This window comes from Pontibacter qinzhouensis (genome assembly GCF_008017455.1).
Lineage (GTDB): Bacteria > Bacteroidota > Bacteroidia > Cytophagales > Hymenobacteraceae > Pontibacter > Pontibacter qinzhouensis.
The window spans coordinates 1-12,061 of sequence record NZ_VRTY01000141.1; the positions used below are offsets into that span (position 1 = coordinate 1).

Consider the following 12,061-nt stretch of genomic DNA (forward strand, 5'->3'; position numbering starts at 1 on the left):
TTTAAATGGTTGGCGTTAATTTCCAAACCTACGCAGGCTTTTTTGCTCAGGTCTACCTGCAGCGCTGCCCCGATGCTGGCCAGTGTTTCGGCAAGTGCCACAGAAGCTCCTCCGTGCAGCAGGCCCATAGGCTGGTGTGTGCGCTTGTCTACAGGCATTTTGCCGCAAATGTAGTCTTGGCCGCATTCTGTAATCTCGATGCCTAAATGGTCGATCATGGTATTTTGGCACCATTCTCTCATTTTATCCAGCACCTGCTCATTTTTTTGCATAGATATAGATTTGGTTTCCTAATTTAGGGGCTTATAACACTGAAAAGGCAAAAGTAGAAGAATTTTGAGTATTAAGAAAATATACCTGATCCGACACGGGGAGACTGATTTTAACCTGCAGGGCATTGTGCAGGGAAGCGGTGTAAACTCCTCCCTTAACGCTACCGGCCGCAAACAGGCCGCACATTTTTTCGATAAATACAAAGATATACGCTTCGATAAAGTGTACACCTCGGTGCTGCAGCGCAGCATACAGTCGGTGCAGGGTTTTATAGACCTGGGTATTCCGCATGAGCAGTACGAAGGCCTGAACGAGATTTGCTGGGGCACCCGCGAAGGCACCCTGATAACACCGGAAGAAGATGCCTATTACTATGACCTGCTCAGCCGCTGGACCGCAGGCGGAACCTCCGAATGCATTGAAGGAGGAGAGAGCCCCGAGCTGGTGGCAGCACGGCAGCTGCCGGTTATTGAGCTACTGAAAAGCCGCCCCGAAGAAGAAACAGTTTTAATTTGCATGCACGGCAGAGCTATGCGTATATTGCTTTGCAATTTGCTCAATTACCCACTCAGCTGCATGGACCAGTTCGAGCACCAGAACCTGTGCCTCTACGAGCTGGATTATACCGGTTCTATGTTCGCTGTAAAAAAATACTGCGATGTGGCGCACCTCGAAGAGCTGGCTAAATAATGGTAGTTTAGGAGTAGCTGAACAAAATGTGAAGTATAGTTTGAATAAAATATTTTTAAATCTAATTTTGGGCTGATTAAAAAAAGACCTTTGGGCGAAAAAACAACACGATAATATATGGCTGAAGTTATAAAAATGCCCAAGATGAGTGACACAATGACGGAGGGGGTGATCGCATCTTGGCTAAAGAAAGTTGGCGATAGCGTTAGTTCCGGCGACATCCTGGCAGAAGTAGAGACTGACAAAGCGACAATGGAGCTGGAGTCTTACGAAGATGGTACACTCCTGTACATTGGTCCGAAAGATGGCGATTCTGTGCCTGTAGATGCAGTTATTGCCATTCTTGGGGAAAAAGGTGAAGATATTTCAGGCTTGTTGTCTGAGATTGAAGGCGGCGGAGCACCTGCTGCAAAAGAGGAGGCAAAGCCGGAGGAGAAAAAAGAAGAAGCTGCTCCCGCTAAAAAAGAAGCGCCTGCACCTAAAAAAGCTGCTGTAGACACCTCCAACATTAAGGCTTCTGTTATAAAGATGCCGAAAATGAGCGACACCATGACTGAAGGTGTACTGGTATCGTGGCTGAAAAAAGAAGGCGACAAAGTAAGCGCCGGCGACATTCTGGCTGAGGTAGAAACCGACAAGGCCACCATGGAGCTTGAAGCGTACGAAGATGGCACCTTACTTTTCATTGGAGTAAAAGAAGGCGACTCGGTGCCTGTAGATGCTACCATTGCCGTAATTGGCGAAGAAGGTGCAGATTACAAAGCGCTGCTCGACGCAGATTCTTCTGCATTAAGCGACAGCGAAGAAAATGCCACCACAGATGAAGATATCGAAGCCCGTGCCGAAACAGTAGGTGCAGAAGAAACATCTGGTACTGCTGAACAGGAAACTTCTGGTGAGAACGGTCGCGTTAAAGCTTCGCCTCTTGCTAAAAAAGTAGCTCAGGAAAAAGGTCTTAAACTATCTCAGATCAAAGGTTCCGGCGAAGGCGGCCGCATAGTGCTGCGCGACGTGGAGAACTTTAAACCTTCTGCTGCTCCTCAGGAGGCTGCTCCGGCACCTAAAGGCGCACCGGCTCCTAAAGCAGCTCCGGCTGCTCTGCCTGGTGTTCCAACCGAAGAGTACGAAGAAGTAAACGTATCGCAGATGCGCAAGGTAATTGCCCGCCGTCTGTCAGAAAGCTTGTTCACAGCTCCTCATTTCTTCCTGACCATGTCTATTAACATGGACAAAGCCATGGAAGCACGTGTTAGCATGAACGAAGTTTCTCCGGTTAAACTCTCTTTCAACGACCTTGTTCTGAAAGCGGCTGCTGTAGCGTTGCGTCAGCACCCGGCTGTTAACTCTTCCTGGTTAGGCGACAAAATTCGCTACAACAAGCACATTAACATTGGTGTGGCTGTGGCAGTAGAAGAAGGTCTGCTGGTGCCAGTGGTACGTAATGCCGACTTTAAATCGCTTTCTGCTATTTCTTCGGAAGTGAAAGAACTCGGTGGCAAAGCGAAGAGCAAGAAACTGCAGCCAGCTGAAATGGAAGGCAGCACGTTCTCCATCTCTAACCTGGGTATGTTCGGCATCGATGAGTTCACGGCCATCATAAACCCGCCAAATGCCTGTATATTGGCAGTAGGTGGTATTTCGCAGGTGCCTGTGGTGAAGAACGGAGAGATCAAGATCGGTAACATCATGAAGGTTACCTTGTCTTGCGACCACCGCGTAGTAGATGGCGCTGTAGGATCAGCCTTCCTGCAAACTTTCAAGAACCTGTTAGAGAACCCTGTCAGGATTCTGGTGTAAGCCTAAATTATTCTAATGAAAAAGGCCTTCCAACAATTTGGGAGGCCTTTTTTGTTAAGGGTTGAGGTGAAAAATTTCTTTATGTTTTGAATGTATACCAATTATAATTCACGCTGCTGCTCTACCACAACCTTTAAAGGAACTTCATTAACGAGTACCTCCTGTAACACAGCCTCACCTTCTTTTACACGAACCAGAGCGTAAGTCAGCTGCGTACTATCCTGCTGCAGAGTTCTATAAGCTACTTCAGCCTCGTAGGCTTTTGATTCTTCCATATAATACCTGTCGAATGGCAATTGGAAAAACACATGGTTGCGCCCACTGTGGTGCGACACGTACTCTACTTTGCCAGCAATATAGTCTGTTGTTGCTGCCGGACGTTCAGGCGAGATGCCGCTGATTGTGGTAAAACCCTGCGTGTCTGTTTTTAGATGCAGGTAAATGCTACATCCCCTTTTCCAGGCTTCGGCATTATTTACAGGGAAGTTGTTTTCTTTGAAATCCAGGGATACATACTTTCCTCTGAATGGGTCATACGGATCGATAGGCGCTGTCAGGAATTTAAACTCTTTGCCATTCTGCAGAATATCTTCTTTGTTCCGTATCATGCTGACAGGGATGTATAGCTGGGCCAGGCAAACCAGTATAAACACCGGGAGGAGGAAGTTCTTAAGCTTCATAAGTATTCCGTTTTTTAAGCATAAAAAAGTTAGCAAAGAAAAAGCCCGTGCCGACCAGCACAAACAACAGCCCCCGCATCACAAAGCTTAAATTTGAATCGAAAAATCGAAGTAGAATTAAGGCCGTAATAAAAAGCAATCCGAGGTTCAGCAGGCCTAAACTATCTTTTCTGGCACCTGCTCTGATCGTATACAACCCAATGGCAAGCACAAGTATGTTGGTTAAGATGGTGGCAGCTATAACAGAAACATGCGCCAGGGCAAAAAACAGGATAAAAAACAAGAAGACATACTCCATTGGATGAAGGCCCTGCCGCTTCTGCCACTTGTAAAGCAACAGCGCTACGGCTGCGCCAGTAAGAAGTATGGCAGCTATAAGTTCAGGTGCTAAAAAAACTATTTCAAAGCGGCTTACATTTACCCAAAGCAGCTTAAAAGTAAAGGCTAGTAAAACGCCTGCACTGCCCAGGTATCCTAAAAATAAATAGCCATTGCTTCGTAGAGGCAAATCTTTTAAAGTGCCAGTATTTCCAACTAAACTAAAAATGCCGAGCAGACTCATATAAGCGATAAACAGCACTTCCTGCGTAGCATGAAGCAAAGTGGTAAGGCCCAGGAGCAGAGAGAGCGGAAGGAGCCAATGATGGAATACGGCAACATTACTGTTTGGGCGCAGCAGGAACAACTGCCTGTAATATGGCACAAGCAACAGGAGCAAAGGCCAGTAGCCATAGGCCAGATTAGAATCATAACTTCCAAAACCACTTTCGAGGGCGAACAATGTGATGCCAGCCAGGTACAGCAGGGAGGCAAAAGAGGAGGAAAGCAGGTACACGAGCGGCAGGCAAAGCAGCATCCAGGTCAGGAGAAAGCTACTTAAGTTTCCCGGAATGTGATACACCTGGCTCACCAAGGCCATAGTTGCCCCCACCGAAAAGAAAAGGAGGGTGGCAGTGCTCTCGCGCCAGGCGCTGCTCGTTCTCTTTTTGAAAAGTGTATAACCGGCGAGGCCCTGGCTGATCAGCAGGGGCAGGAACACCAACATTGTTTTTACGCTGCGGCTCAGGTCATCCCAGTTATGCGCTATTATCAAAATAATGCCTAAGCCGATCAGGAGTGCGCCCAGAATGCCGGATACAAGCAATAGCCTGTTCGGAGCCTGCACTGCTTTGGCAGCATAATATGCCCGAATGTCATCAGCAGTTTGTGGTGTAATTACCCCGGCTTGTACCAGCTCAGGTAGATCTTTTGTCATGGGAGGAACAAATTAAAAATCGTTTTCACCTACAAAAGGTACAGAAAATTTAATTTAAAAAACCAGCTGTATCTGTTTACCAGATCTAGATTCACTGTTAAAGTCTTTCCTTGCATAACGGAAGCAGCTGACGGTGCATATACCCTTGACCTTTTTTCGATGAAAATACTTTGGAAGGGCCAATTCATTTAAATAATTTATAAGATTCAGAACTTTTGGGAAGAATAGAGGGGCGGACTTCTAAAACTAATTCCCCTGTAGCTCATTTCTTCGGTCAATTTGGCACATTTGCCACCATTGGCTTTTTATTTGAAGGAACCGTAGCTTTACAAGAAAGAATTACCTGGAGATCAGAAGAACCTGACCTTTCGTACATCGAAACAAAAAATTATGACCAAGATAAGATCGACTACCGTGCTGGGTGTGTACCATAATGGCGAAGTAGCGCTGGGTGCAGATGGCCAGGCCACCATGGACAAACATATTGCCAAGAGTAATGTAAAAAAAATAAGGAAGCTGCTCGACGGTAAAATCGTGACAGGCTTTGCAGGCTCCACTGCCGATGCCTTTACACTGCTGGAGCGCTTCGAGGAAAAGCTCAATTCGTATAACAGCAACATGAAGCGCGCGGCCATAGAGCTTGCCAAAGACTGGCGCAAAGACCAGTACCTGCGCAAGCTCGAAGCCATGATGGTGGTTGCCAACAAAAATGAATTGCTCATTATTTCCGGCACAGGCGATGTGCTGGAGCCCGATAACGAAATTGCAGCCATCGGCTCCGGCAGCATGTTTGCCCATGCGGCCGCACTGGCACTTAAAAAGCACGCACCACATTTATCGGCAGAAGAAATGGTGCGCGAAGCCCTGACTATTGCAGCCGATATCTGTATTTACACCAACCACAACCTGATAATAGAGAAACCGGCCGAGTAACAGTTTAGGCGCATGAAAGGGTTTATGAATTGCTTTGCCTGAAAATTTTATTTTCGCGGAAGTATAAAATCAAGTCCTGAAAAACGTTTCTCAACTGAATCTGAAGGATAATAATCTGACATAGGAATTCCCGGCGCAGGCCGGTTTGCGAACTGCAGCAGTTTATGAACCGTAAGAGCTATATACTATTTAATTTTTAACTTGCGGACTCTGGCCACCTTTATGGGCTGGCTTAATGTAAACAAACATGGACGTAACAAATTTCTTAAAGAAACATTACAAGCACTTCAACGCTGCCTCTCTGATAGATGCTGCAGAAGGGTACAAGGCGCACCTGAACAATGGTGGCAAAATGCTCGTGACACTGGCCGGCGCCATGTCAACAGCTGAGTTAGGCATTATCCTGGCCGAGATGATCCGGCAGGATAAGGTACATGCTATATCGTGTACAGGAGCTAACCTGGAGGAAGACATCTTTAACCTGGTAGCGCACGACTTTTATGAGCGCGTGCCGCATTACCGCGAGCTCTCTGCCGCTGATGAAGAAGAACTGCTGAGCCGCCACCTGAACCGGGTAACCGATACCTGCATTCCGGAAGAGGAAGCTATGCGCCGCCTGGAGCATGTGGTGCTGAAGTACTGGGAAAAAGCCGATAAGGCTGGCGAATCTTACTTCCCGCACGAGTTCTTTTACCAGATCCTGCTTTCCGGCGACCTGGAGCAGTATTACCAGATAGATCCTAAAAATAGCTGGATGCTGGAAGCTGCCAAAAAGAACCTGCCTATTTTTGTACCAGGCTGGGAAGACTCCACACTCGGCAACATATTTACCGGGCACGTTATAAGTGGCGACATCAAGAATGTGCATACGGTTAAAACCGGTATTCAGTACATGATGGAGCTGGCAGATTACTACACCAAAACCGCCACAGATGAGTCTACTATAGGCTTCTTCCAGGTAGGCGGTGGTATAGCAGGCGATTTCCCGATTTGCGTGGTACCGATGCTGCACCAGGACCTGCAGCGCACCGGTGTGCCTTTGTGGGGCTACTTTGCACAGATATCGGACTCCACCACTAGCTACGGCTCTTACTCAGGGGCTGTTCCGAACGAAAAAATAACCTGGGGTAAGCTTGGCAAAGACACCCCTAAATTCGTGATAGAGTCTGATGCTACGATTGTGGTGCCGCTTATTTTTGCGATTGTGCTGGATATGTAACAGGCCGGTGCATTTATATGTAACAAAAAAAGGCTGAAGCAACGCAGCCTTTTTTTGTGCCTGCCCCTGATTACCCTTGACGCAAAATCAGTTATTTTGCTTTTGAAGGCCTATTTCATTGGCATAATTGTAACATAACTTTAAAGCAAAGCCTGTACTTCTACCTCTGAACTTCTATTTAAACAGGCTGTAGCTCGCTATCGGTGTTGCAGTGGTCAGCAGGGTTGGCAACGAATGCTTGAGCTATATCGGCTTTAGAGAGCGTGATGATAAAAACGCTGCCTCTGGTTTCCTTGCTGGTTACCTGTAAGGTACCTCGCATACTTTCCACAAAGTCTTTGCAGAACATCAAGCCCAGGCCGGTTCCTTTTTCTTTGGCTGTGCCTGGCGTTGTAAACCTATTATTAGAGAACAGTTTCACCAGGTTCTTCTCCGAAATACCTTTGCCATTGTCTTTTATTGAAAGCGAGACTTCCGTTCCGGCTATTTCTGTAGTAACGATTACTTCGCCACCCGGATATGAAAACTTAATAGCGTTGCTCAACAAGTTGCGGACAACAAAATGAAGCCGGTCCTGGTCGGCTAGAACGAACGCCTCCTGCTGCACCAGGTTAAGTAACTGCACCCCTTTTTCGTTTGCCTGCGATGTAAGCAGCGCCATGTTTTCTGACACAAGGCTGTGCAGACTAAGAGGCGTGGAGACAACGGAAGAACCATCTAACTGCGCCTTTGACCATAGGAGCAGGTTATTAAGCATATTCTGAACTAGCTCCACATCGCGGTAAAGTATTTTAAACGTGTACTGCAGATCCTGCTCCGAAATTCCTCTGCGCTGAATAACCTGGAGCATACCTTTTATAGAATGAAACGGGTTGCGCAGATCGTGCGAAATTATGGAGAACAGCTTGTTCTTAAAGTAACTGTTCTGCTCCAGCTCCTGGTTCTTCTCCTGCAAAGCAAGAGCCTGCGACGAAATTTCGGAACGCTGCGACGAAATTTCCAGGTTCTTGGCATGTACATGGTTGTTTATTCGCTTTAGCTTCTCGTTTCTGTCTTTTATGCGTCGCCGGTTAACATCTAATACAATGAGGGTGCCCAGCATAAATAAGATAATAACACCGCCAAAAATTTCGAAAAGCCTTTGTTTGCCTAATATAGTTGCCTGTAACGCATTTTCAGCTTTCAACTTCTGGTTCTCAAGTTCTTTTTTCTCCGTCTCAAATCTCACCGATAGTTCCTGCGATACTTTTTGCTGGTTTTCTATATTCAGTAGCTGTTGTTGCTCCACATAAACCTTCAGGAACTGGTGTGCCAGGGCATGCTTGCCCATAGCGGCATATACATCTTGCAATAACCAGGAAGCGTCGGCTATTTTTTTGTTGGATCCGGTTTCCTGCGCCATGTCATAGCTCCTGAGCGCATAGGTTAAGGCTTCAGATTTATCACCTGAAACCAGGTAAATATTAGAAATGCTTTTGAGAGTGCCCACCATTATCATTTTGTTGCCAACCTCCTGGTTCAGCTCCAGCGACTCGAACAGGTAAGGCAAACCATCTTTGGGTTCTTCCAGGTTTAGGTGCAGGTTACCTATGTTGTAGAGGCTAATAGCCAGACTACTGGTATGGTTAAATTCTTTTTGAAGGCTGGCAGCCTGCTTAAAATAATTTAAGGCTAAATCGAAGTCTTTCTGAGACTCGTACACGTTGCCCAGGTTATTATATACTTTACTTATTCCCAGCTTATCATCGGCTTTAAGTGCCAGCTCCAGCGACTGCTCGTAATAATTTAAAGCTCGTTGGTTATCGTTGATCCGGAAATAGACGCTGCCTATGCTGTTGTATGCCACTATAATAGCATCATCTGCTTCTGTTTCCTGCGCTATTTTAAGCGACCTGAAGTAGTAACTGAGCGCTTTGTCGTACTCCCCCAGAATTACCTGCGCATAGCCCAGCAGGTTCAGCGATTTGGCTTCGCCAGCTTTATACCCAATTCTGGAAGAAATAACCCGGGCAGATTTGGCATGATAGAATCCTTTCTTAACATCAGAAAGAAAATAATGCCGGCCAAGCTGGTAGTGCAACTCAACCTTATGAGAGTCAGATTTAGCTTCAGACAGCTGCGTAAAAAGGCTATCGGTGAGGGATGCCTGCCCAAAAACCGATAGCGGCAGCAGCAGCAGGAAAAATAGAAGTTTTCTCATAGAAGGTAAACAGCTAGAACCAAATGACAGTAACTTGTATATTTGGTTGCGGTCATTTTCACTGATGAACGCACTTTGTTCGCAGACCTTAACACCAAATAGTTACATATCATTCATTTAGCCACTCAATTATACTCTTTTTATTTTTAGCTACCACCTTTTGATCCGGCAGACTGCTACTACCTTAAGTTACTCCTGCTGTTGCGTTTAGCTTTTACCGTGCTTCAGAAGTCTGTAAAGCTGCCGCCCTGAAAAGCCCATCAGCCGCTTGCAGAACCTTTGCTCTTAGTTTTGGATTTAACGCAGGGTGTTCGTCTAAAAACTGATGGACCAGCTGCGCAGCTTCCGGGCTTTGGTAGGAGCTGAAAATAGTACCCAACCAGTTCTGCGGGAAAAATATATCACCGGTTAGCTGAATTTCCTCCAGTAGCTTCAGACTTTCCGGCAGGTAGTTCTCAGAGGTAGCATGGCGGAGCGGGTGGTGCAGGTACTGCAGAGCAGCCAATACCCAGGCTTCGCGTTCGCGGTTTTCCTGTTGTGTAAGCGTGTTAAAAAAGGCATCGCGTTGCACCACATTTCCAGAGAGAGCAGGCAACATAAACTGCAGGCCCTTCTGCCGATCCGGGTTCTTGATGCGCTGCAACTGTGTGGCCAGTATGTTGTCTGCTCCAGGGTAATCGCGTACGGCAAGGCTCAAGGCCAGGCTGGTATAATCATCCTCAGTTAGTGTTACGCCCGCCGGTTCTTGTTCTTTCTGCCATATAAAGTACAGCTTTTCCTGCGCCTCTTGCGTTAGAGCTATGTTTTTGTAAGTTGAGAAAAGCAGCTTTTTCGCATTTTTATCGCTTACCTTTTGCAGCGCCTGCCACAATTTTTCCTCTGCTTCAGGAGCTTTGGCAACTCTGGCAGCAGGTACTATCATGCGCCAGAATATCGATTCCAGTTGCCCGGTTAGCAGTTTCAGGTTTAGCTCTTCAGGCTCCTGCTGCAAAGCTGCCAGGTAAAGATCAAGCAGGTGGGCAGGTGTAATGCTCAGTTGGCTCAGCATGTTCTCGTACAGGTTAATATAGGCACTTGCGCGCATAACAGGATCCTGGAGTTGCGACATGGTAGCTGCCATGTGCATGTCAACAGGAAAAAGGCCATAGCCTTGCCCGGTAGAATTGAACAACACAAAAAGCGGACTTTCTTTGCCAACTGCTTCCTGTAGCCTCACCTGCTCTGTGGCCATGTTCACGGTTAGTTCCTCCACGCGGTTTGGGTACACCAGCGCTACCTCAAACAGTTGTGGCCAGAGCCTATCGGAGCCATCTTCGCCTATTTGCCTTATAGTAAAGTCTTTTATTCGGCCACTTTCAGTTTTGAGTTCATAATCGAAGAGAGGCCTGCCGGGCTCACTTACCCACACCTTGCTCCAACTCTCCAAATCGGTGGGCGTGTGAACATCCATAATCTTTATCAGGTCAGGCCAGGTGGCATTGCCATGCGCATAGGTATTCAGGTATTCGCGGAGGCCTTGCCTGAATTTCTCTTCGCCCATAAGTCGCTCCAGCTGGCGCATCACGATAGGGGCTTTGTGGTAAATTATGTTGCCGTACAAGGTTCCGGCGTCCTGCAGGTTCTCCAGTGTTTGCCTGATGGGGTTGGCTCCAGCCGTCCGGTCCACACTGTAGGCAGCCGGGAAATGGTCAATCAGGAATTTGAGATCGTAATTTGAACCGGCTACCGATGTTTGGGTAATCTTGTCGGCCATAAAATTGGCAAAGACTTCTTTCATCCAGACATCGTTGAACCACTCCATCGTAACCAGGTCCCCAAACCACATGTGGGCTGTTTCGTGCGCCACCAGGCTGGAGCGAGCAATTTTCTGATCTTGTGTGGCACCAGCGTCTAAAAACAAGGAAGCCGCTTTGTATTGTATGGCTCCCACATGCTCCATGCCGTTGTACTGAAAATCGGGAATAGCCACGAAATCGAATTTCTGGAAAGGGTAGGGGATCTGGGTGTAGGTTTCCATAAACTGCAGCGCATCGCGGTGTAGCTGAAAAATAGGGTCCAGGCTCTGGCTAATTTTTTCGCCATCTGTTTCCCGATGATAAAAGTGCATAGTACGGCCACTCTCCTGCCTGGTCACCTGAATAAATTTACCGGCTGCAAATGAAAACAAGTAGGTGCTGATGGTATCGGATGGCAGGTATTGATAGCGCTTCCTGCTCTGGCCCTGGCTGGTGGAATCTTGTAAAGGAGCGTTAGCCAGCGCCTGCCAACTCTGAGGCAATGTTAGCGAAAGTGTAAAGACAGCTTTGAGGTCTGGCTGATCGAAACAGGGAAACAAGGTGCGGGCCCGGTCGGGCACCAACAGCGTGTACAGAAAATCGTCGTTCCGGTTAAGCGAAAGATCTCCAGCTGTGAATACAATGGCTATCTGGTTTTTCCCGACCTTTAAATTTTCGGCCGGAATGAGCAGGTGTTCTTTTTCGTGGCGAATGGCTATCTGTTTCCCGTTAACAGTGAGCTTCTGTAGATGGTCGCTATTCTCCTTAAAATCGAGCTGCAGCGGCTGGTCTGTAGCTGCCAATTCAAATTCAATGGTTTCGTGGGCAGCTATGGCAGCCTCTCTGTTCTGTGGTAAATCGAAATGGAGTTTATACAGCAGGTGCCGGATCTGTTGCTTCCGGTGCTGCGCCAGCTGGTTCGAAACACCTGTTTCTAATGGAACAATTTCAGAAGGAAGTAAACCGGAAGTGCAGGAAAAGCCTGAAACCATAACAGAAAGTACTAAACCTGTTGAAAGAGAACGTAGTAGAGGAAATTTCATGTACCGTGAGTTTGCTATGGTAAAGATAAGCAACTATTCTTATTCAGAAAGCTGCTAGTAAGGCATCCTTACCCTTGGATAAAAAAGGTAGAATTATCTTCGGAAGGGCATTTTGATTAGAATAATTTAATTGAATTAGGCACTTGTTTAATGGCTAAGAAAGCTGTAAATTGATTGAAATAGAGCTATTTACATG

At 46.9% G+C, this 12,061-nt stretch carries 10 protein-coding genes; 5 read left to right on the plus strand and 5 right to left on the minus strand.

All coding sequences use genetic code 11. From position 1 onward, the window contains the following. Positions 1-272, minus strand: a 272-nt coding sequence (locus FVR03_RS22360) for a hotdog fold thioesterase (protein ID WP_147924008.1), incomplete at its 3' end; no start/stop codon positions are given. 64 nt (positions 273-336) lie between these two features. Between FVR03_RS22360 and FVR03_RS22365 the strand changes: the two genes are divergently transcribed. Continuing rightward, complete coding sequence (locus tag FVR03_RS22365) at positions 337-963, plus strand: histidine phosphatase family protein (RefSeq protein ID WP_147924009.1); 627 nt, start codon at positions 337-339, stop codon at positions 961-963. A 117-nt stretch (positions 964-1,080) separates the two neighbouring features. Beyond that, positions 1,081-2,760, plus strand: coding sequence for a pyruvate dehydrogenase complex dihydrolipoamide acetyltransferase (locus FVR03_RS22370; protein WP_147924010.1), 1,680 nt, complete (start codon positions 1,081-1,083; stop codon positions 2,758-2,760). A 101-nt stretch (positions 2,761-2,861) separates the two neighbouring features. Here FVR03_RS22370 and FVR03_RS22375 read toward each other — a convergent pair whose 3' ends face one another. Both FVR03_RS22375 and FVR03_RS22380 read right to left on the minus strand, forming a co-directional pair. Then, complete coding sequence (locus tag FVR03_RS22375; protein ID WP_147924011.1) at positions 2,862-3,440, minus strand: GDYXXLXY domain-containing protein; 579 nt, start codon at positions 3,438-3,440, stop codon at positions 2,862-2,864. Next, positions 3,430-4,695: a DUF2157 domain-containing protein gene (locus FVR03_RS22380; RefSeq protein ID WP_147924012.1), complete on the minus strand. Its 1,266-nt coding sequence runs from the start codon at positions 4,693-4,695 to the stop codon at positions 3,430-3,432. The genes FVR03_RS22375 and FVR03_RS22380 overlap by 11 nt, the downstream gene beginning before the upstream one ends. A gap of 215 nt (positions 4,696-4,910) precedes the next feature. Here FVR03_RS22380 and FVR03_RS24620 point away from each other — a divergent pair, with 215 nt between their 5' ends. From FVR03_RS24620 to FVR03_RS22390, 3 genes are all read left to right on the plus strand, one after another. Next, a complete protein-coding gene (locus tag FVR03_RS24620) occupies positions 4,911-5,129 on the plus strand; it encodes a hypothetical protein (protein WP_187270268.1) in 219 nt (72 codons plus the stop codon). Next, entirely contained in the window at positions 5,086-5,628 is a 543-nt protein-coding gene (hslV, locus tag FVR03_RS22385) for an ATP-dependent protease subunit HslV (protein ID WP_187270269.1), read from the plus strand. The genes FVR03_RS24620 and hslV overlap by 44 nt, the downstream gene beginning before the upstream one ends. Positions 5,629-5,875: 247 nt before the next feature. After that, positions 5,876-6,847 (plus strand): deoxyhypusine synthase family protein, encoded by a 972-nt coding sequence (locus FVR03_RS22390; RefSeq protein WP_147924014.1) that lies wholly within the window; start codon positions 5,876-5,878, stop codon positions 6,845-6,847. A 178-nt stretch (positions 6,848-7,025) separates the two neighbouring features. Here the strand turns inward: FVR03_RS22390 and FVR03_RS22395 are convergent, their stop codons facing one another. After that, positions 7,026-9,047 (minus strand): tetratricopeptide repeat-containing sensor histidine kinase, encoded by a 2,022-nt coding sequence (locus FVR03_RS22395; RefSeq protein ID WP_147924015.1) that lies wholly within the window; start codon positions 9,045-9,047, stop codon positions 7,026-7,028. Between the two features lie 214 nt (positions 9,048-9,261). Then, the gene (locus tag FVR03_RS22400; protein ID WP_147924016.1) at positions 9,262-11,865 is read right to left on the minus strand and encodes a M1 family metallopeptidase; all 2,604 of its coding nucleotides are present in this window, start codon (positions 11,863-11,865) and stop codon (positions 9,262-9,264) included. Between the last annotated feature and the right edge of the window lie 196 nt (positions 11,866-12,061).

What these genes read in the sequence shown, in the direction of transcription:
- FVR03_RS22370 (WP_147924010.1), top strand. Translation starts at nt 1,081, where the DNA reads ATGGCTGAAGTTATAAAAATGCCCAAGATGAGTGACACAATGACGGAG.
- FVR03_RS22375 (WP_147924011.1), bottom strand. Translation starts at nt 3,440, where the DNA reads ATGAAGCTTAAGAACTTCCTCCTCCCGGTGTTTATACTGGTTTGCCTG.
- FVR03_RS22380 (WP_147924012.1), bottom strand. Translation starts at nt 4,695, where the DNA reads ATGACAAAAGATCTACCTGAGCTGGTACAAGCCGGGGTAATTACACCA.
- hslV (WP_187270269.1), top strand. Translation starts at nt 5,086, where the DNA reads ATGACCAAGATAAGATCGACTACCGTGCTGGGTGTGTACCATAATGGC.
- FVR03_RS22390 (WP_147924014.1), top strand. Translation starts at nt 5,876, where the DNA reads ATGGACGTAACAAATTTCTTAAAGAAACATTACAAGCACTTCAACGCT.
- FVR03_RS22395 (WP_147924015.1), bottom strand. Translation starts at nt 9,047, where the DNA reads ATGAGAAAACTTCTATTTTTCCTGCTGCTGCTGCCGCTATCGGTTTTT.
- FVR03_RS22400 (WP_147924016.1), bottom strand. Translation starts at nt 11,865, where the DNA reads ATGAAATTTCCTCTACTACGTTCTCTTTCAACAGGTTTAGTACTTTCT.